Source organism: Superficieibacter sp. BNK-5, from assembly GCF_047456055.1.
Taxonomy (GTDB): Bacteria; Pseudomonadota; Gammaproteobacteria; order Enterobacterales; family Enterobacteriaceae; genus Superficieibacter.
Map to the genome: position 1 here is coordinate 3,279,508 of NZ_CP179893.1, position 23,786 is coordinate 3,303,293.

Consider the following 23,786-nt stretch of genomic DNA (forward strand, 5'->3'; position numbering starts at 1 on the left):
TACCTAACCCAGCCTACAAATTATTGGATCTGCCACTTTTCCAGGCCCGTGCAAGCAAAGCGCCGCCGGGCATCATTCCACTGTATAACGTTTGTCAGCAGTCTGAGGCTCCTGTAGCAGGAGCCTTTACAGAGTAACGAGTGTTTAACCGATTGTCATCAGGCTGGCGTTACCACCTGCGGCGGCGGTGTTAATACTCAGAGATCGCTCAAGATAGAGACGCTCCAGCGGCAGATCTGTCTCGCCACGGGCAAAACCAAGCACCGGCACGATCGCGCCTTCGCGTTCGGCGATATCGCCACACAGTTCGCGGAGTTTATCCGAATCACCGTGGAAGATAACCGCATCGAATGCTTCTGCAGTTAGCGCCTGAGCGTTGATAAACCCGATACGCGCCTGTACCTGGGCTGGCAGTTGCTGCCAGAGGTCCCGATGCAGCGCGCCTTCCGGCCACATAACGCGTCCGCCTGTCGCCAGGACTGCCGCCAGTTGGAGCAGCGCATCGTCATTATTATCCGCCAGGCAAACGACCGTTTCACGCGGCATTAGCGTCCAGCTATTGCGCTCCCCGGTCGGACCGGGCAACAGGCGCTGCGTCCCGGTCTGGGCCTGCTCGCCAAAACGCTGGCATAATGCCTGTAATGCAGGACGGTCCGCTGCCCATGACGTTAACGCCGTCAGCGGCTGCGTCAGTAAGTGCTTCAACTGTGCATCTACCGGACGCTCGCCATCCTGGCGGGTGAGGGTGATAGCTGGCGCATTCTGCGGACGGCTGGCCAGCAGGCGATAAAGATAAAGCGGGCCACCGGCTTTTGGTCCGGTACCCGATAACCCTTCACCGCCGAACGGTTGTACCCCAACCACCGCGCCCACCATATTGCGGTTGACGTACAAATTGCCGACCTTCGCTTTGCCGGTCACCTGAGCAATGGTCTCATCAATACGCGTGTGGACACCCAGCGTCAGGCCGTAGCCCGCGGCATTAATCTGCTCAAGTAATTGTGGCAATTCGCTACGGCGGTAGCGCACGACGTGAAGTACCGGGCCAAAGATCTCTTTTTTGATCTCATCCACGCTGTCCAGCTCAATAAGTGTCGGCGGAATAAACGTGCCGCTTCGCCACTCGCGGCTGTCATCACCCACCTCGCGTGCGGCCTGGAATACGGTGCGTCCTTTCGCGCGCATTTCCTGAATATGGCGTTCGATATTCGCCTTCGCTTCGGCATCAATGACCGGGCCGATATCAGTGCTGAGACGTCCCGGATTACCCATCCGGCATTCCGCCATCGCGCCGCGCAGCATGGTTAGCGTATGATCGGCGGCGTCTTCCTGTATACACAGCACGCGCAGCGCCGAGCAGCGCTGCCCGGCGCTGTCAAACGCCGAGGCCAGTACGTCGACGACCACCTGTTCCGTCAGCGCCGAGGAATCAACAATCATCGCATTTAGCCCACCCGTTTCCGCGATGAGCGGGGTCGGACGGCCCTGAGCGTCCAGGCGTGTGGCAACACTACGCTGCAACAGGCTGGCAACGTCAGTGGATCCGGTAAACATGACCCCGCGCACGCGTTGGTCAGCGGTGAGTCTTGCACCCACGGTCTCTCCACGTCCCGGCAGCAACTGAATGACGCCGGGCGGAACACCCGCTTCCAGCAGGATCGCCACGCCCTGAGCCGCGATGAGAGGCGTTTGCTCGGCCGGTTTTGCCAGTACGCTGTTACCCGCAGCCAGTGCCGCAGCGATTTGCCCGGTGAAGATCGCCAGCGGGAAGTTCCATGGGCTGATACACACCACCGGACCCAGCGGACGATGCGTTTCGTTATCAAAATCATCGCGCACCTGTCCCGCATAGTAGTGCAGGAAATCGACCGCCTCGCGTACTTCCGCGATGGCGTTGCTAAAGGTTTTCCCGGCCTCGCGCACCAGGATGCCGATCAGCGTTTGCATCCGGTCTTCCATCAGCACGGCGGCCCGTTGCAGGATCGCCGCACGCTCCTGCGGCGGCGTGGCGAACCAAATCGGTCCCTGGTTAACCGCGCTGACCAATGCACGATCGACTTCTGCCTCGCTGGCTTCGCGGACAAAGCCGACGATATCTCCCGGTTCGGCAGGGTTGACCAGCGGCGTCATTTCACCTTCTTCTGTGGCCTCAGCCAGCACCGGCAGCGCCAGCCATTTCTGCGCCGCGCTATTCAGCAGCGCCGAGGAGAGCGACGCCAGACGGTGCTCGTTTGACAAATCCAGCCCGGCAGAGTTAAGCCGTCCCGTGCCGTACAAGTCGCGCGGCAGCGGGATTTTAGGGTGCGGCAGGCCGATTTCTCCTTCTTTAACCCCCAGTTGCTCGACCGCTGATACCGGGTTCGCCACGAGTTCGTCGAGCGGCAAGGTGCCGTCGGCGATGCGGTTGACGAAAGAGGTGTTGGCACCGTTTTCCAGCAGGCGGCGCACCAGGTAGGCCAGCAGCGTTTCATGCGTGCCCACCGGCGCATAAATGCGGCACGGACGGTTCAGTTTGCCGTCGGCAACTTTCCCGACCACCTGCTCGTACAACGGTTCACCCATCCCGTGCAGGCACTGGAACTCATATTGCCCCGGATAGTAGTTTTGTCCGGCAAGGTGATAAATCGCCGCCAGCGTATGCGCATTATGGGTAGCGAACTGCGGGTAAATAAGATTGGGCACCGCCAGCAGTTTTTTGGCGCAGGCGAGGTAGGAGACATCGGTATAAACCTTACGGGTGTAAACGGGATAGCCTTCCAGCCCTTCCATCTGTGCGCGTTTGATTTCGCTGTCCCAGTATGCGCCTTTCACCAGACGGATCATCAGACGGCGGCGACTACGGGTTGCCAGGTCAATCAGGAAATCAATGACGAACGGGCAACGCTTCATATACGCCTGAATTACGAATCCGATGCCGTGCCAGCCTTCCAGCTCCGGCTCGAAACAGAGTTTTTCCAGCAGGTCGAGGGAGATTTCCAGACGATCCGCCTCTTCGGCATCGATGTTAATACCGATATCGTACTGGCGGGCCAATAGCGTCAGCGACTTCAGCCGTGGATACAGTTCTTCCTGCACCCGATCATACTGGGCGCGGCTATAACGAGGGTGCAGCGCGGAGAGCTTGATGGAGATCCCTGGTCCTTCATAAATCCCGCGTCCGTTGGAGGCTTTGCCGATGGCGTGGATCGCCTGCTGGTAAGAGACCATATAAGCTTCAGCATCCGCCGCGGTCAGTGCCGCTTCGCCCAGCATATCGTAGGAGTAGCGGAAGCCTTTTTCCTCAAGCTTGCGGGCGTTGGCCAGCGCGGCTGAGATGGTTTCGCCCGTCACAAACTGCTCGCCCATCAGACGCATCGCCATATCCACGCCTTTACGGATCAGCGGCTCACCGCTTTTGCCGATGATGCGGTTAAGCGAGTGCGAAAGGTGAGATTCGTTATGGGTTGAGACCAGCCGCCCGGTAAATAGCAGCCCCCAGGTGGCGGCGTTAACAAACAGCGACGGGCTGCGGCCAATATGCGATTGCCAGTTGCCGTTGCTGATTTTATCGCGGATCAGCGCATCGCGCGTGGCTTTATCCGGAATACGGAGCAGCGCCTCGGCAAGACACATCAGCGCCACGCCTTCCTGCGAAGAGAGGGAAAACTCCTGGAGCAGACTTTGCACCATCCCGGCGCGGCCGCTGGCATTTTTTTGCTGACGCAGCGATTGCGCCAGTTGATATGCCAGCTTGTGCGACTGTTCATCAATCGCCTGCGGCAGACGCGCCTGCTCCAGCAGCATCGGGACGGCGTCGGTCTCGGGGCGGCGATACGCGGCGGTGATGGCGGCGCGGTTTACCGACTGCGGCAGGATCTGCTCGGCAAAATCGAGAAAAGGCTGGTGGATTTCTTCAACCGGCGCGACGTTATCCTCGTGTTCAGCGGTACTGCTCAACAGGGCAGGGATCTCGGCAACAGGCTCGTTGCTTTCCAGCCTCTCGAGATAATTAAATATCGCCTGCTTGATAAACCAGTGCGGCGTGCGGTCAATACGACTTGCCGCCGCTTTAATCCGCTCGCGCGTGGCGTCGTCAAGTTTGACCCCCATGGTGGTCGTCCCCATGCCTTACTCCTGATGTTCTGTATGTTATGGCAAAAGACTATCGGGCATGTTGCAACTTTGTGCAACCTTGTTAAATGTGACGGCGGTAGCAAGGCTGAAAATAGGGGGAGTGTTAATTAAAAGTTATTGCTATTGCCGGCTCCGGGAAGATCATTGTCAGCATTTTTTTGCGTTGGTTAACACTTTCTCAGGGTGCAACCTCTAAAAACGTGAGCGAGTGCAACCTAAACGAAAATCATATTTGTACTTAACGAAAAATGATGTGAATGCTGTGTTAAACCATTTGTGAATAGCAAAAGGTTACGGCAGGATACGGTCGCCTGATGATGACAGCATATTGCCACACCGTTCCGGTGGCGCAATAACAGATAAAACACTCTGGAGATGGTTAATGGCTATGAGCACCCCAATGCTGGTGACATTCCTTGTTTATATTTTTGGCATGATATTGATTGGCTTTTTTGCCTGGCGCTCGACAAATAACTTTGGCGATTACATTCTTGGCGGGCGGCGAATGGGCGCGCTGGTCACGGCGCTCTCCGCCGGCGCATCTGATATGAGCGGCTGGCTGTTAATGGGGTTGCCAGGCGCGATTTTTATTTCGGGGATCTCGGAAAGCTGGATCGCCATCGGCCTGACGCTCGGCGCATGGATTAACTGGAAGCTGGTGGCCGGACGCCTGCGTGTGCATACCGAGGTAAATAATAATGCGCTGACATTGCCGGATTATTTCACCGGGCGTTTTGAAGACGGCAGCCGTCTTCTGCGGATTATTTCAGCGCTGGTGATCCTGCTTTTCTTCACTATCTACTGCGCATCGGGCATCGTTGCCGGCGCTCGTCTGTTTGAAAGTACCTTTGGTATGAGCTACGAAACCGCACTCTGGGCGGGCGCGGCGGCGACAATTATTTATACCTTCATCGGCGGTTTTCTGGCCGTCAGCTGGACCGATACCGTGCAGGCCAGCCTGATGATTTTCGCCCTGATCCTGACGCCCGTGATGGTGGTCATGTCAGTTGGCGGTTTTGATGAGTCAATGGCGGTTATCCGGCAAAAAAGCGTCGAAAACGTTGATATGCTCAAGGGGCTGGATGTGGTCGCCATTATATCCCTGATGGGCTGGGGACTGGGCTATTTTGGTCAGCCGCATATTCTGGCGCGTTTTATGGCTGCGGATTCTCATCACACTATCGTTCACGCCCGCCGTATCAGCATGACGTGGATGATCCTCTGTCTTGCCGGGGCGGTGGCAGTCGGTTTCTATGGCATCGCTTACTTTACCAATAACCCGTCGCTGGCAGGCGCGGTGAATCAGAACGCAGAACGTGTGTTTATCGAACTGGCGCAGATCCTGTTTAATCCGTGGATTGCCGGGGTGCTGTTGTCGGCGATTCTGGCCGCAGTGATGTCCACGTTAAGCTGTCAGCTGCTGGTCTGCTCCAGCGCGATTACTGAAGACCTCTATAAGGCGTTTCTGCGCAAGGGCGCCAGCCAGAAAGAGCTGGTATGGGTCGGCCGGATGATGGTGCTGGTGGTGGCGCTGGTTGCCGTCGCGCTGGCGGCTAACCCGGAAAACCGCGTGCTGGGTCTGGTGAGCTACGCCTGGGCGGGCTTCGGTGCCGCATTCGGGCCAGTCATTCTGTTCTCGGTGCTGTGGTCGCGTATGACCCGCAACGGCGCGCTGGCCGGAATGATCATCGGTGCTGTGACGGTGATCGTCTGGAAACAGTTCGCCTGGTTCGGCCTGTATGAAATCATTCCCGGTTTCATTTTCGGCAGCATCGGCATTGTGGTATTTAGCCTGCTGGGCAAAGCGCCGTCAGCCACGATGCAGCAGCGCTTTGCTGAAGCGGATGCGCACTATAACAGCGCGCCGCCTGCCCGCTTAGCGGAGTAATTTTCCTCAAAACCTACTGACAAGGCGGGGTCATATCCCGCCTTTTTTGTCGTTTATTTTGAATTGGTAACCTGAGTTATTATTAACCAACGCATCAACTTTTCCCGCCGCTAAACGAGATTTCGCTTGTTTTTCTTCTTTCCGTAATGATAATCACTATCACTGCTATTTACGTTTCTTTTCAACTATTGACCTTACTTGATATAAGGGCGCGCCGATGTTTGTTCCATTTCTCATCATGTTACGCGAAGGGCTGGAAGCGGCGTTAATTGTCAGCCTGATTGCCAGCTATCTGAAGCGAACCCAGCGGGGACGCTGGATTGGCGTTATGTGGGTTGGTGTGGTGCTGGCAGCGGCGCTGTGCCTCGGGCTTGGTATCTTCATCAACGAAACCACCGGCGAGTTTCCGCAAAAAGAGCAGGAGCTGTTTGAAGGGCTGGTCGCAGTGGTGGCGGTCATCATCCTCACCTGGATGGTGTTCTGGATGCGTAAAGTATCCCGCAACGTTAAGCAGCAACTGGAGCAGGCGGTCGAGAAGGCGCTACACAATGGCAACCATCATGGCTGGGCGCTGATCCTGATGGTTTTCTTCGCCGTCGCGCGGGAAGGGCTGGAGTCGGTGTTTTTCTTGCTGGCGGCCTTTCAGCAGGATCTGGGGATCTGGCCGCCGCTGGGCGCAGTGCTGGGGCTAACCACCGCCGTCGTACTGGGGTTCCTGCTGTACTGGGGTGGCATTCGCCTTAACCTCGGCGCGTTCTTTAAATGGACCAGTTTGTTTATTTTGCTGGTTGCGGCGGGGCTGGCGGCGGGCGCTATCCGCGCCTTCCACGAGGCCGGACTGTGGAATCAGTTTCAGGATGTGGCGTTTGATTTAAGCAACGTGCTGTCGACGCATTCGCTGTTCGGCACGCTGCTGGAAGGCGTTTTTGGCTACCAGGAGGCACCGAGCGTCAGCGAAGTGGCGGTGTATTTTATCTATCTTATTCCGGCGCTGGCGCTGTTTATCTGGCCGCCGCGCACCGCCGTGGCGTCCAGTACGCCTGCGCCCTAATGGCGTAAAATGATTATATTAGTTACAACATACTTATTGAAGGATGTGCTATGACCACCAACGTTAGCCGTAGTGCCCTGCAACTCAGCCTCGCAGCGCTGTTTACTTCCGCCTTTGCCGTACAGGCTGCCGATGTGCCGCAGGTGAAAGTGACCGTCAACGATAAACAGTGCGAGCCGATGAGCCTGACGGTGAAGGCGGGAAAAACGCAGTTTATTATTCAGAACCATAGTCAGAAAGCGCTGGAATGGGAGATCCTGAAGGGCGTGATGGTGGTTGAAGAGCGGGAAAACATCGCGCCGGGCTTTACCCAGAAGATGACCGCCAACCTCCAGCCGGGTGAATACGATATGACCTGCGGCCTGCTCACCAACCCTAAAGGTAAGCTCACGGTGACGGGGGCGGCCACGGCGGATGCTGACAAAGGGAACGCGTTGCTTTCTCTGAGCGGCGCTATCACAGAGTACAAAGCCTACGTGACGGCGGAGACGTCGGCGCTGGTGAAAGGTACCAAAGACTTTACCGATGCGGTTAAAGCCGGTGATGTTGAAAAAGCGAAAGCGTTGTATGCGCCGACCCGCCAGCATTACGAGCGCATCGAGCCGATTGCCGAGCTGTTCTCCGATCTTGATGGCGCGATTGACGCCCGTGAAGACGACTATGAACAAAAAGCCGCCGATCCTAAATTCACCGGTTTTCACCGGCTGGAAAAAGCGCTGTTTGGTGATAACAGCACCAAAGATATGGATCGCTACGCCGACGGGCTTTATACCGATGTCGTTGATCTCCAGAAACGCATCGGGGAACTGGCATTCCCGCCGTCAAAAGTGGTGGGCGGTGCGGCTGGCCTGATCGAAGAAGTGGCTTCAAGCAAAATCAGCGGCGAAGAAGATCGGTACAGCCATACCGACCTGTGGGATTTCCAGGCCAATATCGATGGCGCGCAGAAAATTGTCGATCTGCTGCGTCCGCAACTGCAAAAAGAGAATGCGGCGCTGCTGGCGAAGGTGGATGCTAACTTCAAAAAAGTGGATGCCATCCTTGCTAAATATCGTACCAAAGAGGGGTTTGAAACCTATGACAAACTCACCGATGCCGACCGTAATGCGCTGAAAGGGCCGATCACCACGCTGGCGGAAGATTTGGCGCAGCTGCGCGGTATCCTGGGTCTGGACTAAGCGCAATGTCTGATTACGATCCCTCCGGCGTCGACGAACCGTCGCGCCGTCGTTTACTGAAGCATATCGGTGCGCTGGGTGGCGCGCTGGTTGTTGGCGGCGGTTGTCCGGTTGCCCACGCGGCGAAACCGCAAAGCGCGCCGGGCACGCTGTCGCCGGATGCGCGAATGGAGACGCAGCCGTTCTACGGCTCTCATCAGGCAGGCATCCTCACCCCGCAACAGGCGGCGATGATGCTGGTGGCGTTTGACGTGCTGGCGAGCGACAAAGCCGGACTGGAACGTCTGTTGCGCCTGCTCACCCGGCGGTTTGCCTTTCTGACCGCGGGAGGCCCCGCGCCGCAGACACCCAATCCCCGCCTGCCGCCGACCGATTCCGGCATCCTCGGTAAATTCATCGCGCCGGATAACCTGACCATGACGCTGTCGCTGGGCCAGTCGCTATTTGACGACCGTTTCGGTCTGGCAAAACAGGCACCGAAAAAGCTGCAAAAGATGGCCCGCTTTCCCAATGACTCGCTGGACGCCGCGCTATGTCACGGCGATCTGCTGTTGCAAATCTGCGCCAATACTCAGGACACGGTGATCCACGCGCTGCGCGATATCATCAAACACACGCCGGATTTATTAAGCGTGCGCTGGAAACGGGAGGGCTTTATTTCCGATCACGCCGCGCGCAGTAAGGGGAAAGAGACGCCGGTTAATCTGCTGGGGTTTAAAGACGGCACCGCTAACCCGGACAGTCAGGATAATGCGTTAATGGATGAGGTGGTCTGGGTGACGGCGGAGCAGGGCGAACCGGCGTGGGCCACGGGCGGCAGCTACCAGGCGGTACGGATCATTCAGTTTCACGTTGAATTCTGGGACCGCACGCCGTTAAAAGAGCAGCAGACCATATTTGGCCGCGACAAAACCACAGGCGCGCCGCTGGGCATGCAGAAGGAGCACGATACGCCTGATTATGCGCAGGACCCGGACGGCGAAGTGATTGCGCTGGATAGCCATATCCGCCTGGCAAATCCGCGCACGCCACAAACTCAGTCCAGCCTGATGATGCGACGTGGCTACAGTTACTCGCTCGGCGTTACTCATTCTGGTCAGCTGGATATGGGCCTGCTTTTCGTCTGTTATCAGCACGATCTGGAAAAGGGTTTTCTGACGGTGCAGAAGCGGCTTAACGGGGAAGCGCTGGAAGAGTACATCAAGCCGATCGGCGGCGGCTTTTTCTTCGTTCTGCCAGGCGTACAAAATGCGAATGGCTACCTTGGACAGGCGTTGTTAGAGGCATAAAGTTCTCAATCTGACGGGCGTTATGCTCGTCAGATCATAATTTTTTCCTCTTTCCCGGTTATTGTTATATTTCTGTAATATAAATATAAGAGGCTTGTGCAAACAAAAAGTTAACCGTATTTGTTATTTTTAAGTAAAGATAATGTTGCAATTTTGGAAAGATTTGTTTTACTTCTTATAGGAACGGGAAACCACGACAGGATGTCGCTGCAACGGGAGATCGTGAATGGTAGCGTCCGGCACTGGACATTCAGCATCGATAATCTATCCCTGCATCAGCGGAGGCAGCGCCTTCGTCACCCCCTTCTTTACCACCTTATTTTCCCCCTCAAGGGCAGCTAACGAGTTTACCGACGGAGCGTATGACGCAGTTGGCCGTATGTTCACGTCCGTTAAAACGCAAGTCATGGCTTACAAGGAAGCCAAACCTCAGATGTTTTTGTACATAATCGCGCCGATCGTAGCGTGTGGATGTTAATTAACAACTCAAGGTGCTATCCATGGGAAGACAAAAAGCAGTGATCAAAGCTCGTCGTGAAGCGAAACGTGTGCTGAGACGGGATTCGCGTAGTCATAAACAGCGTGAAGAAGAATCGGTCACCTCGCTTGTCCAGATGAGCGGCGTAGAATCAATCGGTATGGCGCGGGATTGCCGGGATAACTCACCGATTGAGGCGCGTAATGAAGCTCAGGCGCACTACCTGAATGCTATCGAGACCAAACAGCTTATTTTTGCTACCGGTGAGGCAGGTTGCGGTAAAACCTGGATCAGCGCGGCTAAAGCGGCTGAGGCTCTGATTCATAAGGATGTGGAGCGGATCATTGTCACACGTCCGGTCCTGCAAGCCGACGAAGATCTCGGCTTCTTACCCGGAGATATTTCCGAGAAGTTTGCACCTTATTTCCGCCCGGTTTATGACGTGCTGGTCAAACGACTGGGGGCTTCTTTTATGCAGTACTGCCTGCGCCCGGAAATCGGCAAGGTAGAAATCGCGCCGTTCGCCTATATGCGCGGACGTACATTTGAAAATGCGGTCGTCATTCTCGACGAGGCTCAGAACGTGACCGCTGCGCAAATGAAGATGTTTTTAACGCGCCTCGGGGAGAACGTGACGGTCATCGTCAACGGCGATATCACCCAGTGCGACCTGCCGTCGCACGTAAAATCAGGGTTAAGCGATGCGCTGGCACGTTTTGAAGAAGATGAGATGATTGGCGTGGTGCGTTTTACGACGGACGACTGCGTGCGCTCCGTGCTCTGTCAGCGCACGCTGCAAGCCTACTATTGATATTGATTCTGTGTGCAAAGCCCGGGCAACCGGGCTTTGTTATTTTTGGCATTCCTTAAGTCAGGTTTACTATGGTGATGATGCCCCGGGTTGGCTAATAATCCATGGTTTTTTAATATCATGCTTCACAGCGTCAATATAACCGAGGACCAGTTCCTGTGTTTTCTCACTGAGTTCGTAAAAGGTTTTGAGAGGACATATAATATTAGTTGAGTCATCAATTGACACCGGTATGAATGAGGGCACAAAATATATGTAACGTTCTGACAGTGTTCGAACATAAAATTTTTTACCTATAGTGAGATCAACGTTGAATAAATTTACACCAAGTTCAATCGTATTCTCTGAAGGTAAATACAGCACATACCATTGATATCGGTTGTGTTCGACCATCAGTGCGTTGACTATCTGTCTGGATGGTATATTGCGTATTTCTTTGATGATTTTATTGCAATGCTTTTTGGCCCGATATTGTTTAATGACAGAATAGCTAATCTGTATAATAAAAAGAAGTACCAGAATACCATTCAATCAGCTTATCCAGAAAAGCGCGCACGGCAGGATTATTCCGGCGGCTTTCGGGCCAGATAACAGTAATGTTATGACGCTCTACGGCGAAATCTGACAGTACCGGGACTAAAACTTTACGCTCGATCCACGGAGCTGCCATAAAACTTGCCGCCATGCCAATACCCGCACCCGCCGCCACCGTCGCTATCACGGCCTCACTACTATCAACAACAATAGAGGATGAAGGCGTTATATCGATTTCTTTCTCGTCGACGCTAAACGGCCAGCGAAATAGCTGACCCGAACTTTGGTAGCGTAAGTTAACGGTGTCGTGATTTATCAGCTCATCCGGCTTGTAGGGGACGCATTTTCTGATTAGATAGTCTGGTGACGCATAGCAACAGAGTTGATAAGGAGCAAGACGGCGCGACAGAAGTGCTGAATCCGGGAGATCGCCGATCCTGACCGCAACATCGAGACTGTCCTCTACCAGGCTGAGAATATGGTCGTTCAGCCTCAGGTCAATTGTGACATCAGGGTAGCGCTGGCGAAACTGGGTTATCACTGGCGCTAATAGATAAAGACCGATTGGTAGCGAAGCCGCAATACGTAATGTACCAGCAGGTTCAGCACGAGCAGATTTTGCTATCTGCCCGATTTCCTCAGCATCGCGCAGCAATTTGAGCGCACGTTCATGCAGATCACGACCTTCAGTAGTGAAGGTCAGGGATCGCGTGGTACGCGTAAAGAGAGAAATACCAAGCTGCCGTTCAAGACGCTGAATACTTTTGCTGATGGCCGAAGGAGAGACTGAGAGTGAACGCGCCGCAGCGGTGTAGCTACCCAGCGAGCCAGCGCGAGCAAAAGCGATCAATCCGGTCAGTCTTTCAAAACCAATTTGTTCCTTCATGGCATTAGTAAAGCGAAACTGAACGCTATTATCAACACTAACCGTTGGTTATATCCTCAATTCACTTACTAAATTTTGAGGGAAATGACGATGGCAGAGATGATGAAAGCAATACAGCTGTGGGAGTTCGGTGGTCCGGAGGTATTGCATTATACCGAAGTACCCCGGCCAATCGTAAAAGCGGATGAAGTCCTTGTTCACGTCAGGGCAGCAAGTCTTAATCCTCCGGATCTGTATCTGCGAGACGGGTATCGGACGCTACCGCCTGAATGGCGACCCGATGCTAACTTTCCACTGATTCTGGGCACAGATGTATCGGGAGTCGTCGTAGATAAGGGGCATCATGTTTCCGGGGTGAATATGGGGGACGAAATATATTCAATGGTACGTTTCCCGCAAAATCTGATGAAAGGCAGCGGCACTTATGCCGAATATGTCTGTGTCCCTGCCTCCGAGCTGGCATTGAAGCCAAAGAGTATCAATCATGTTCAGGCCGCAGGGGCACCAATGTCGCTACTGACAGCCTGGCAGTTTCTCATCGAGCCAGAACATGATGCGCCAAATCCTTTCCAGTCGTTTCCACACAGGGCTGTGCCACTCGAAGGGAGAACGGTACTGGTGAATGGCGCAGCGGGTGGCGTGGGGCATCTGATGGTACAGATCGCTAAATGGAAGGGCGCAAGGGTGATTGCGGTGGCTTCCGGTAAGCATGAGGCATTCCTGCGAGAACTGGGTGCCAATGAATTTATCGATTATACCAAAGTAGCCGCCGAGACTGTCGTACGAGAAGTGGACTTAACGATTGATGCTGTCGGCGGTTCGAATATGGAACGCTTTCTACGTATCATCAAGCCCGGCGGAGCAATGTTCCTGGTCAATCCGCTGGGCTTTTCGGGCCAGGATGAAGCCGCTAAACGTAATATTACGGTTACATCGACTCAGGTGCGCTCCAATGGTAAGCAGCTAGCGGAAGCGGGGAGATTACTTGGAAATGGTACGCTTCGCGTTATGATTGATAGCACCTGGCCAATGGCAAAAGCAGCGGCTGCGCATGAACGCGCTGCACAGGGGGGGATTCAGGGGAAAGTTTTGCTGATAAATGGCTGATGCTTTACCTGGCTTCTGATCCAGAAAATATAAGCGATATAGACGAAAAAAAGCCCACACGTAAGTGCGGGCTTTTCTTCAAATATGGCGGTGAGGGGGGGATTGACTCGCTGCGCTCGCCCTGCGGGCAGCCTCCTCGCAGGCTCGTCGTCTGTCCAACGGGCTGACGCCCGTTGTCGAACCCCGGTCGGGGGTTCTCATCCCCCCTGGTCCGGAGGTATATGCGAAAAAAAAGCCCACACGTGAGTGCGAGCTCTTCTTCAAATATGGCGGTGAGGGGGGGATTCGAACCCCCGATACGTTGCCGTATACACACTTTCCAGGCGTGCTCCTTCAGCCACTCGGACACCTCACCATATTGTATTGCTGCCAGACCTTGCGGGGGCAACGGGGCGCTACTATAGGGAGTCGCGCTAAAACGGTCAAGAAGATTTTACGCTTTATCAATCGTCTGGTTAAGCATTAATCATTATTGAGGCGTGACACAGATATCACGCCACCAGACGTTCAACCGTCCAGTGATGCAAGTTTGTCAGGACTACTGAGTTTGCTGACAACAACCTGTCTGCGTTGCACTTGCGCCTGCACTGTGTTCACCACTTCCTGTTGTAAATGACTGGCATCGCTACGGTACTCACTCAACGCTAACGGTAAAAGATGCACAGTGAGACTAAAATATTTACAGATACAACGCCGGAGGTGCCTGAACAGTAACCCAATTGCAACGTTTTACTCTTTAGAGCGAGAATCTGAAAAAACGAACGCCATCCACTTTTCATGATTGTATAAAAAATGAACAGCAATGTGTTGTTATGTGACAAATGAGAATGAATTTTATTTTTAACATTTATAAAGATCGACTTTAACAGATGTTATACATTTCGCCAAAAAAGCCTTTCTCCCCAGAGTATTTTTGTCCTTTCTGGCCGGAAATAACTTCTCTAATCATTTTGATTTCCTGGTGTTATTATGTGTAATTATATTATATCTCCTCTAGTTAAATAAAATGTTACACACCATGAGATTCTTAATGTTTGACATAGGAAATTGCTTAAAACTAATCTATGTGCATTATGAATATTTGATTTTGTTAATTTTCTTCTGGCGGGTGAATTAAAATGAATAACCATATTTAATGTTCACTAAGCAGTTTTGAAATTATCACATAAGCAGAGCATGCTTTACGACTCTCATTTTGGGGTGCCTTTTTAATAAGGTCAGGTTACTGATGGTTGCAACATTGCTTGTGTTTCGTTGAAGTATCAATATCAACTATAATTTTTTCTCTTAGGGTGCATCATGAAATTTAATCAAAACTTGATGGCAACTTCAATAACGTTAATGCTGACGGCGAATACAAATGCTTCAGGATTTTACAAAGAGAAAAAAGGAAGTGATCATGATCAAATTACGAAAGTGAGGCTTGAGCATTGGGATAATAGCATTCATAACGCCAACCTCTCTAACGCTTGTGTTAACGAAAGCGGCCATTCTTTGGTTATTGTGGGTAGACTGAAGATTCGTGGGTCTGATTTGTTACCTGGGGCTGAATATGAACTCACTCATTCAAAAATAAATAAATTGGTTTTCATCAAAAAACTAAAGGCTAAATTAGCAGTTGCAAAAGTAAACGTATGCCTTATCACGTGATGGCCGAAACATTCATGTGAATGGAAGCAGAGACATTGTTGAGCTGAAAAAAGCTACCGGAAAAGATAAATAATAAACGTAAACCGAGGGGGAGCTATAGCACAACAGATTGCTGCTAAAAGCTTTAGTGACGGTTCTATACTGCTTGACCTTTATACCTGGTATTTCTTTTACTTATAGGGTGTTAAAAGATTATTGATCTCAGAGGGATGGTTTTGTATGAAAAATGGCGAAATAATGATTTCAAAACGTGCAGCCTGGATTATGGTTTTCATAATTGGTGTTTTATTTTGGATTACATTTGGATTTGGGGTTTATTTTGTCTTCTTCTGATAAAGATGATTCTTTCAGCCACCAGGAGGAAAATGTAAGGAAGGACGATGCAGAACTATTTCCTTCCTTAATGTTGTCTGAGGATTAATTAGCATTCATTAAACTTTTGCTTGAGAGTTGCGATAAAGACGAATAATTCATCCTGAATGACGGAATTTCCTTGTGAAATTTATAACTAAAAATGCAAGCACATCTCTCAGGGTTCAGGCCCATAACGCTAAGCGAACAGCAAATGATAATAGTCGATATTGCTGCTTATAATGCAATGCGGTTATGGTGTGACAACGCTAACGAAAAAGAGATCAGGGAATTTGAAATGGAGCAACCTGAAGAACTTCGACCGTACTTCAGAAAACGGTTTAAATATTGGTTAAGTCTATATACCGAGCCATTGTTTTTTCTTAGTGAGGAATAATAATTATCATATGGGCTGTATGTGCTTTCCGTTGCGTTTTTACTTGTCACGCAGGCTAAGGGCTATTTTAAGCTTTGAAAGATTTTTAGATAATAACCCTTTTCTGATGTCTGGATGATAATGATTCTTGTATGCCCCCTGATGCAGCTTCGCTTGCCTCTGCCAGATACCCCGAAAATGAACGCACTATTACAGGTTTCTTCGTCAGCACACCTTCACAAACCGAAGATGCACTGCGATTCAGCCACCTCTTTCAGACCCTGCCAGTGACAGAGCTAACGCCTTTTGAAAGGGCAAACGAAGCGCTCTACAGCCTAAAACAGGGACAAGTGCGCTACCGGATAGTACTTACCATGAATCAGGATAATTAATCACATGTCTAAAGAACATTTTCTGCCCGTTGCAGATCAAAAAATAATATCATCCGCCTGTCGGCCTTGCAGGCTCTCCCCGGTGCTAGCTGCGTGGTCTTTTATACCACTGGAGCATGTGTTGGTCATGGCGGAAAAACTGGGCAGGCAGGTTATACCGACGCTGGCGAAGCGTAAATCATAACTTTAACGGTAGAGGTGACAGCCTCTCCATCGGACGGGACGACATTATGTTGCAAAAACAGTTGGCACTATTCAGCGTATTCCCCCTGCTGGTCTGGGCCAGCGAGCCGATACCACCTGCAGTGCAACAGATTGAAAAGCAGGGCGTAAAGATCATCAGAGAAGTCAAAACCGACGGCGGCTTACGCAGCTGGCTGGGCCAGTACCAGGACATGGGAGTAACCATCTGGCTTACCCCGGACGGCAAACATGCTATTTCCGGTTATCTTTATGACGAGAAGGGCCAGAACCTCAGCGAAGCGCTGTTCCAGCGTGAATTGTACATTCCTCAGGGGCGGCAACTTTGGGAAAAACTCAACGCTGCGCAGGGTATTAAGGAAGGTAATCCAGAGGCGAAACGGAAAGTGGTGGTATTCGCCGATCCGTTCTGCCCGTACTGCAAACAATTCTGGGCAGCTGCCCGGCCGTGGATCAGTTCCGGTAAAGTGGAACTGAACACGCTGTTAGTGGCGGTGATTAACCCGAAAAGCGGGCAATATGCGTCTGCAATTCTTAACGCTGATGATCCTGCGAAAGCCTGGAGCGACTATGAAATGTCTAACGGGAAAAAGCGACCTGAACCGCCAGCCAGTACACCTAAAGAGACCTTCAACCTGCTGCAATACCACCAGCAGCTTATGGACGAAACCGGTGCAGTAGCAACCCCGGCAATTTATTACATGAATGATAAACAGGAGCTTCAGCAGGTTGTCGGAATGCCTGACGAGAAACAACTGGAAGCGATGTTCGGGCCTAAACCCCCTTCAGCTTAATCTCAAAGCGGGCTATGCATTGCAACAGTCAACTCTATGCAGGGCCAGACATTGTAAGATTGTATCCCGGCACAGGCGTATTCTAACAACGGTCATGATAGGCCAGGGTTATCGTGGCGATTCAGCGGCTGTGATAAGCATCACGGCTGCTTTTAGTAATTGATTTTCTAAGCGCAGTAAAGCCATTTCAACTCCTCCCAGGCACCACGCATGTAGTTCAACAGCGTCAGTTTTCTGCCACTCAATTTTTTTACCTGCGATACCCGCGTTCCCACAACTGAACGCAGGTAATTAACCACGCTATCCATACGTTGTGTGAATCAGATCGCAAAAAGATACCAGCGCGCTTACCATTAGGAATACTAGTATGGTAGAAGAATATTTTTACTTCACAGGTGGTAATAGGTATGCAAATGACAATGCGCTGGTTTGGACCAGTGGAAGATAAGATTTCGCTGGAATATATCCGCCAGGTTCCCGGTGTTGAGGGAATTGTAGGGGCGCTGTATGACGTTCCGGTTGGCGATGTGTGGTCAACGGAAAAAGTCCACGCCCTTGCCGACCAGGTTCAGCAGGCCGGTCTAAAAATGGAAGTGATTGAAAGCGTGAACATTCACGATGATATCAAAATTGGTCTCCCCAGCCGTGACCAACTGATTGCTAATTACCAGCAGACGATCCGTAATCTGGCGGAAATCGGTGTTAAAGTCATCTGCTATAACTTTATGCCAGTCTTTGACTGGATGAAAACAGACATGAATTACGTCCTGCCGGATGGTTCATTGACCATGGCGTTTGAAAAAAAAGGTATCGATAAAACCCTCGATGAAGTGGTGAAAGAGGTACTGGAAAATTCCAACGGTTTTGCCCTGCCAGGCTGGGAGCCAGAACGTCTGGCGAAAGTTCAGGAGTTATTCGCCAAATATAAAGATGTTGATGATGCAAAACTGCGGGAAAACCTGGTCTATTTCCTTGAACGCGTTATTCCGGTATGTGAAGAAGTCGGTATTAAAATGGCCATACACCCGGATGATCCGCCGTACTCTATTTTTGGATTGCCTCGCATTGTTAAAAACAGAGACGATCTCGACTGGATTTGTAATGCAGTAAATTCTGAAGCCAATGGAATTACGTTATGTACTGGCTCTATTGCTGAGGATCCTGATAACGATGTTTATCAAATTCTCGCTGAATTTACCCGCCGTAAGCGTATCCATTTCGCTCATGTGCGCAATATCAAATTGATTAAAGATAAAGATTTCTATGAATCTGCGCATTTATCACGCTACGGTTCTCTTGATATGTATGAGGTGATGAAAGCCCTGCATGATAATAGTTTTGATGGTTATATCCGACCGGATCACGGACGTTTTATCTGGGGAGAGACCGGGCGTCCGGGTTATGGGCTGTACGATCGCGCCCTCGGCGTCACCTACCTGCACGGATTGTGGGAAGCACTCGAAAAACAACACCAATAATGTATGGGCCGGAGGCTTCTCCGGCTTCTTTTGACGCACCATCTGTAAGGAATGCTCTATGTCCCCGCTGTTAGCATTATTTTGGGTGCTGGTAGGTATTGCGCTCCTGGTTCTCATGAACCTCCGTTATAAATTCCACAATATTTTCGCCTTGCTGATTGCCGGTATTTTTGTCGCTATCATGGAAGGGATTCCGCTGGATAAAATCGTCACAGTAATCCAGGAGGGGTTGGGCAGTATTCTCGGTCACCTGGCGTTGATTATTATTTTCGGTGCCGTCATCGGAAAATTTATGACCGAGTCAGGTGCCAGCCAGCGGATTGCCGACACAGTTATTGAACACTGCGGCACGCGATTTCTTTCTGTTGGGTTAATGTTTATCGGCGTTATTTTTGGCATTGCCATGTTTTATGAAGTGGCATTCCTGATTGCAATGCCGCTGGTATTAAATATCGCCAAAAAAGCAAACATTCCGTATATGAAACTAGTGGTCCCAACGGTTGTAGGTGCAACAATGGGGCATAGCCTGTTCCCGCCGCAGCCCGGCCCGGTTGCGCTTATTAGCGCCTTTAATGCCGATATTGTACAGGTCTATCTGTATGGCATTTTAGTGATTCTTCCGGCGCTGTTTTGTGCAGGCATTCTGCTGCCAAAATTCCTGCCGGGCATCAAAGCAATACCGCTCAATTCGCTGCTAAAACCGGTCGAGGAAAAAACCTCACAGGATTTGCCTTCCTTCGGTATCAGTATATTAATCCCGCTGATCCCGGCGGTGCTAATGATTGTGGCTTCCATCATTAAAGGATTTATGTCCACCAGCCCGGAACTGGTTAAAGTGTGCACCTTTTTCGGCAGCGCGGAAATCAGTATGCTGCTGGCAACACTTGCCGCCGTCTGGTTTCTCGGCGTGAAGCGCGGCATGACGGCGGATGGTGTGACGCACTGCGTGAGCGATGCTATTGCGAAAATAGCTAACGTTTTATTTGTGATAAGCGCTGGTGGCATCCTGAAACAGGTGATTGTGGTTTCCGGCGTCGGCGATCATATCGTCACGATTATGGGTGACTTACCTTTGTCGCCGTTTATTGTCGCGTGGATAATCACCGCGATTATTCGCATTCTTACCGGACAGGGCGCGGTAGCGGCTATTACTTCTGCCGGGATTGTTGCACCGATGGTCAGTGCGTTTCATCTCAATCCCGCTCTGATGTGCCTCGCTGTTGCCTGCGGCAGTAACACCATCACGCTAATGTACGATGGTGGCTTTCTGTTGTTCAAAGAGACATTCGGCATTTCAATGAAAGATACCTTTAAAACCTGGGGTCTGCTGGAGTTGATTAACTCTGTGGTCGGCCTGGGGATGGTGCTGGTGCTTAGCCTGTTTATCTCTTAACCCTCAAAAACGTGTCCCTGCTAGCGTAGTAAGCGCTTTGCGCTAGCGGACCCTTGTACTTCAGCGTAGTCAGGGCGATCCAGTAGTGCAGAAGGCATCTGCTTCTTCTCAATAGCTTAAACGGGTCAGTGAGCCTGTCGCTCAGAAGGTGACTTTGCAGCCTCCTCGCAGGCTCGTCGTCTGTCCAACGGGCTGACGCCCGTTGTCGAACCCCGGTCGGGGCTTCTCATCCCCCCTGGTCAGGAGGTATATGCGAAAAAAAAGCCCACACGTAAGTGCAGGCTTTTCTTCAAATATGGCGGTGAGGGGGGGATTCGAACCCCCGATACGTTGCCGTATACACACTTTCCAGGCGTGCTCCTTCAGCCACTCGGACACCTCACCATATTGTTGTTCCGGCATCACCGGAACGGGCGCTAATGTAAGGAAATCCGTTAAATCCGTCAATGTTCTTTTCACCGGAAGCGGTGCGTTTAGTTAAACTTCCGCCAGGTTGCTTCCGGATTAAACAAAAAGTGTCTTTTTTGTCGTCGGATGGCTTTTTACAAAACTCCGCGCAGAAATTTGATATCCTCAAAACCGATACAGATCAAACAGAAACCGTCGCGTCCGCTACAGGACAACCGTTGTGCAATGTCAGGAGTCTCTATGGATATCATCTTTTACCATCCCACCTTTGATTTTCACTACTGGAAAGCGGAACTGGAGAACAAACTGCCGGGTGCCACGGTGCGCCAGTGGGAAGAAGGCGATCATCACCCTGCGGATTATGCACTGGTCTGGGAGCCGCCGGTGGAAATGCTGAAAGGCCGCCAGCTAAAAGCGGTATTTGCCCTGGGCGCGGGCGTCGATTCAATTCTGAACAAGTTGCAGGCGCATCCGGAGATGCTGGCGGAGTCGACCGCGCTCTTTCGCCTCGAGGATACTGGCATGGGCGAGCAGATGCAGGAATATGCGGTAAGCCAGGTGCTGCACTGGTTCCGGCGCTTTGACGATTATCATGCGCAAAAGCTGCAGGCGCGCTGGGAGCCGCTGGACGCATATAATAAAGCGGATTTTACCATCGGCATTCTCGGCGCGGGCGTGCTTGGCGGTAAAGTCGCGCAAGCGTTGCAGGCATGGGGATTTCCGATCCGTTGCTGGAGCCGTAGCCGGAAATCATGGCCCGGCGTGAAAAGCTTTGCCGGCCAGACCGAACTGGTCGAGTTTTTAAGCGGCACGCGCGTGTTGATTAACCTCCTTCCGCACACGCCGGAAACCGTCGGCCTTATCAATGCCGGGCGTTTAAGCCACTTGCCGGAAAGTAGCTATTTATTAAATCTGGCGCGCGGCGTTCATGTCGTGGAAGAAGATTTATTGCAGGCGCTGGAAAGCGGCAAATTGAAAGGCGCGATGCTGGATGTCTTCAGCCGCGAACCGCTGGACCCGCAAAGCCCGCTGTGGACGCATCCGCGCGTGGCGATGACGCCGCATATCGCCGCCGTAACGCGTCCCGCTGAAGCCATTGCCTGGATCGCCCGTACCATTACCGGGCTTGAGAAAGGCGAGGAAGTTACCGGGCGCGTCGATCGCGTTCGCGGTTACTGATTCGAATCCGGCCGCGGCCGGGTTTTGCTTAATGTCGCAGGGCAATACCTGCTATCCTTGCGCAAAACATCAGAGGAGAGAACGATGTATCCCGTCGATCTGCATATGCATACCGTCGCCAGCACCCACGCTTACAGCACGCTTAGCGACTACATTGCGCAAGCAAAGAGTAAGGGAATTAAGCTCTTTGCGATCACCGACCACGGCCCGGATATGGTAGATGCGCCGCATCACTGGCACTTTATTAATATGCGCATCTGGCCGCGCATTGTGGATGGCGTCGGTATCCTGCGCGGTATCGAAGCCAACATTAAAACCTCGCCCGGCGAGATTGACTGTACCGGTCCGATGCTGACCTCACTCGACCTGATTATCGCGGGTTTTCATGAGCCAGTATTCCCGCCGCAGGATGAAGCTGCCCATACCGAGGCGATGATCGCCACCATGGCCAGCGGTACGGTGCATATTATCAGCCATCCCGGCAACCCGAAATATCCGGTCGATATCCCGGCGATTGCTGCCGCTGCCGCGAAGTATCATGTGGCGCTGGAGATCAACAACTCGTCCTTTGTACATTCGCGTAAGGGCAGTGAAGCGAATTGCCGGGCGGTGGCGGCCGCGGTTCGCGATGCGGGCGGCTGGGTGGCGCTGGGATCGGATTCTCATACGGCGTTTACGCTGGGCGATTTTAGCGAATGCCGTAAAATCCTCGATGAGGTCCATTTCCCGGAAGATCGCATCCTCAACGTTTCGCCCCGGCGTTTACTTGATTTTCTGGAGTCGCGCGGCATGGCTCCTATCCCTGAATTTGCCGATTTTTAATCTTATTAATGGAATTACTGCATGAACGAGTTTTCAATCCTGTGTCGCGTCCTCGGTTCGCTCTACTATCGTCAGCCGCAGGATCCGCTGCTGGTGCCGCTGTTCACCCTGCTTAAAGAAGGCAAACTGGCCGCCAGCTGGCCGCTGGAACAGGATGAACTGCTGGCCCGCCTGCAAAAAAGCGTTGATATGGACGCGCTGACCGCCGACTACAACGCCTTGTTTGTCGGTAACGACTGCCGCGTTGCGCCGTTCCGTAGCGCGTGGGTGGAAGGGGCTACGGAAGGCGACGTGCGCACATTCCTCAGCGATCGCGGTATGCCGCTGGCGGAAAGCCCGGCAGATCATTTCGGCACGCTGCTACTGGCAGCCTCCTGGCTGGAAGATCAATCCACTGAAGATGAGAGTGAAGCCCAGGAAACCCTGTTTGCCGAATTTTTACTGCCGTGGTGCGATACCTTCCTCGGTAAAGTAGAAGCGCATGCTCAAACACCCTTCTGGCGCACGCTGGCGCAACTGACGCGCGACGCTATCGCGGCCATGTGGGAAGAGTTGCAGGAAGATGAAACTGAATAAATGTGATTTAAATCACAAATAAAATGTAATGGAGTGAGAAATGTTGCGCATGCTGTGCGGCAGATCTCTTTTGTTTGGCGCGCATCTGCTATGATGCGCGCCATGAGCACACTTCTCGCTATCGCAATCACCACAGGCATCCTCTCCGGGTTATGGGGCTGGGTCGCCGTCTCCTTAGGTTTATTGAGCTGGGCCGGGTTTCTTGGCTGTACGGCCTATTTTGCCTGTCCGCAAGGTGGCCTGAAAGGGCTGGCTATTTCGGCCTGCACATTGATAAGCGGTGTGCTCTGGGCACTGGTGATTATTCACGGCAGCGCGCTGGCACCGCACCTGGAGAGTGTCGGCTATATAATGACCGGCATGGTGGCGTTTTTGATGTGTATACAGGCGAAACAGCTTTTATTATCTTTTGTTCCCGGCACGTTTATGGGAGCCTGCGCGACGTTCGCCGGACAGGGCGACTATAAACTGGTGCTCCCCTCTGTCATGCTGGGGCTTGTTTTTGGCTATGCCATGAAAAACAGCGGCCTGTGGCTGGCCTCCCGCGCCGCTAAAAAGCGCCTTCCGCTGAACGCGCCCGAATAATAACCCTGTGCGTTAAAATAATATTTCTTCTTCTGCGGCGACAATTCTCTGACGATGTCGCCCACACGCCTTCTTTCCGCCCTTATTCATCACTCCGGTGCTATAAATTTGCGCAATATATTTACTTGGTGAATATATTTGTATTAAATTTTAAGTGGCTGTGAAAATAAATGATTATTTCGTTAATACGTATTTCTTTTTTTGTTAATAAAGAGTAGTAAAGATAATTAAATGCTCAGTTTTATT

The 23,786-nt window shown here is 52.0% G+C and carries 17 protein-coding genes and 2 tRNA genes; 15 read left to right on the forward strand and 4 right to left on the reverse strand.

What is annotated here, in order from left to right; all coding sequences use genetic code 11:
• Positions 1 to 144: 144 nt before the first annotated feature.
• A complete protein-coding gene (gene putA, locus ACMGGS_RS15640) occupies positions 145 to 4,104 on the reverse strand; it encodes a trifunctional transcriptional regulator/proline dehydrogenase/L-glutamate gamma-semialdehyde dehydrogenase (protein ID WP_414163383.1) in 3,960 nt (1,319 codons plus the stop codon).
• A 391-nt stretch (positions 4,105 to 4,495) separates the two neighbouring features.
• On the opposite strand from putA, the gene putP reads away from it, so the two are divergent.
• The 5 genes from putP to phoH all read left to right on the forward strand — a co-directional run bounded on the left by putP (position 4,496) and on the right by phoH (position 10,808).
• Complete coding sequence (gene putP, locus ACMGGS_RS15645) at positions 4,496 to 6,001, forward strand: sodium/proline symporter PutP (RefSeq protein ID WP_414163384.1); 1,506 nt, start codon at positions 4,496 to 4,498, stop codon at positions 5,999 to 6,001.
• Between the two features lie 217 nt (positions 6,002 to 6,218).
• Complete coding sequence (efeU, locus tag ACMGGS_RS15650) at positions 6,219 to 7,052, forward strand: iron uptake transporter permease EfeU (protein WP_414163385.1); 834 nt, start codon at positions 6,219 to 6,221, stop codon at positions 7,050 to 7,052.
• 50 nt (positions 7,053 to 7,102) lie between these two features.
• Positions 7,103 to 8,230, forward strand: a complete 1,128-nt coding sequence (gene efeO, locus ACMGGS_RS15655; protein ID WP_414163386.1) for an iron uptake system protein EfeO — start codon at positions 7,103 to 7,105, stop codon at positions 8,228 to 8,230.
• Between the two features lie 5 nt (positions 8,231 to 8,235).
• Positions 8,236 to 9,519: an iron uptake transporter deferrochelatase/peroxidase subunit gene (gene efeB, locus ACMGGS_RS15660; RefSeq protein WP_414163387.1), complete on the forward strand. Its 1,284-nt coding sequence runs from the start codon at positions 8,236 to 8,238 to the stop codon at positions 9,517 to 9,519.
• 500 nt (positions 9,520 to 10,019) lie between these two features.
• The gene (gene phoH / locus ACMGGS_RS15665) at positions 10,020 to 10,808 is read left to right on the forward strand and encodes a phosphate starvation-inducible protein PhoH (protein ID WP_176920739.1); all 789 of its coding nucleotides are present in this window, start codon (positions 10,020 to 10,022) and stop codon (positions 10,806 to 10,808) included.
• Positions 10,809 to 11,298: 490 nt separating this feature from the next.
• On the opposite strand, the gene ACMGGS_RS15670 is transcribed toward phoH, so the two are convergent.
• Positions 11,299 to 12,228, reverse strand: a complete 930-nt coding sequence (locus tag ACMGGS_RS15670; protein WP_414163388.1) for a LysR family transcriptional regulator — start codon at positions 12,226 to 12,228, stop codon at positions 11,299 to 11,301.
• A gap of 90 nt (positions 12,229 to 12,318) precedes the next feature.
• Between ACMGGS_RS15670 and ACMGGS_RS15675 the strand changes: the two genes are divergently transcribed.
• Positions 12,319 to 13,335 carry an NADP-dependent oxidoreductase gene (locus ACMGGS_RS15675; RefSeq protein ID WP_414163389.1) on the forward strand — a complete coding sequence of 339 codons (1,017 nt, stop codon included), beginning with the start codon at positions 12,319 to 12,321 and terminating at the stop codon, positions 13,333 to 13,335.
• Between the two features lie 267 nt (positions 13,336 to 13,602).
• On the opposite strand, the gene ACMGGS_RS15680 is transcribed toward ACMGGS_RS15675, so the two are convergent.
• A tRNA-Ser gene (locus ACMGGS_RS15680) sits at positions 13,603 to 13,690 on the reverse strand.
• A 944-nt stretch (positions 13,691 to 14,634) separates the two neighbouring features.
• Here ACMGGS_RS15680 and ACMGGS_RS15685 point away from each other — a divergent pair.
• The 5 genes from ACMGGS_RS15685 to ACMGGS_RS15705 all read left to right on the forward strand — a co-directional run bounded on the left by ACMGGS_RS15685 (position 14,635) and on the right by ACMGGS_RS15705 (position 19,970).
• Positions 14,635 to 14,985: a hypothetical protein gene (locus ACMGGS_RS15685; RefSeq protein ID WP_414163390.1), complete on the forward strand. Its 351-nt coding sequence runs from the start codon at positions 14,635 to 14,637 to the stop codon at positions 14,983 to 14,985.
• A 1,123-nt stretch (positions 14,986 to 16,108) separates the two neighbouring features.
• Positions 16,109 to 16,288, forward strand: coding sequence for a hypothetical protein (locus ACMGGS_RS15690; protein ID WP_414163391.1), 180 nt, complete (start codon positions 16,109 to 16,111; stop codon positions 16,286 to 16,288).
• Between the two features lie 46 nt (positions 16,289 to 16,334).
• Positions 16,335 to 17,099 (forward strand): thiol:disulfide interchange protein DsbG, encoded by a 765-nt coding sequence (gene dsbG, locus ACMGGS_RS15695; protein WP_414163392.1) that lies wholly within the window; start codon positions 16,335 to 16,337, stop codon positions 17,097 to 17,099.
• Between the two features lie 407 nt (positions 17,100 to 17,506).
• Complete coding sequence (gene uxuA, locus ACMGGS_RS15700) at positions 17,507 to 18,577, forward strand: mannonate dehydratase (RefSeq protein ID WP_414163393.1); 1,071 nt, start codon at positions 17,507 to 17,509, stop codon at positions 18,575 to 18,577.
• Between the two features lie 58 nt (positions 18,578 to 18,635).
• Positions 18,636 to 19,970, forward strand: a complete 1,335-nt coding sequence (locus ACMGGS_RS15705; RefSeq protein WP_414163394.1) for a gluconate:H+ symporter — start codon at positions 18,636 to 18,638, stop codon at positions 19,968 to 19,970.
• Between the two features lie 296 nt (positions 19,971 to 20,266).
• Here the strand turns inward: ACMGGS_RS15705 and ACMGGS_RS15710 are convergent.
• Positions 20,267 to 20,354 (reverse strand) — tRNA-Ser (locus ACMGGS_RS15710).
• A 264-nt stretch (positions 20,355 to 20,618) separates the two neighbouring features.
• Between ACMGGS_RS15710 and ghrA the strand changes: the two genes are divergently transcribed.
• The 4 genes from ghrA to ACMGGS_RS15730 all read left to right on the forward strand — a co-directional run bounded on the left by ghrA (position 20,619) and on the right by ACMGGS_RS15730 (position 23,540).
• Positions 20,619 to 21,557 (forward strand): glyoxylate/hydroxypyruvate reductase GhrA, encoded by a 939-nt coding sequence (gene ghrA / locus ACMGGS_RS15715; protein ID WP_414163395.1) that lies wholly within the window; start codon positions 20,619 to 20,621, stop codon positions 21,555 to 21,557.
• A gap of 84 nt (positions 21,558 to 21,641) precedes the next feature.
• On the forward strand, positions 21,642 to 22,379 hold the full coding sequence (locus tag ACMGGS_RS15720; protein ID WP_414163396.1) for a phosphatase: 738 nt from the start codon (positions 21,642 to 21,644) through the stop codon (positions 22,377 to 22,379).
• Between the two features lie 21 nt (positions 22,380 to 22,400).
• Entirely contained in the window at positions 22,401 to 22,955 is a 555-nt protein-coding gene (locus tag ACMGGS_RS15725) for a molecular chaperone (RefSeq protein WP_414163397.1), read from the forward strand.
• Positions 22,956 to 23,057: 102 nt separating this feature from the next.
• Complete coding sequence (locus tag ACMGGS_RS15730) at positions 23,058 to 23,540, forward strand: DUF1097 domain-containing protein (protein WP_414163398.1); 483 nt, start codon at positions 23,058 to 23,060, stop codon at positions 23,538 to 23,540.
• The last annotated feature ends 246 nt before the right edge of the window (positions 23,541 to 23,786 follow it).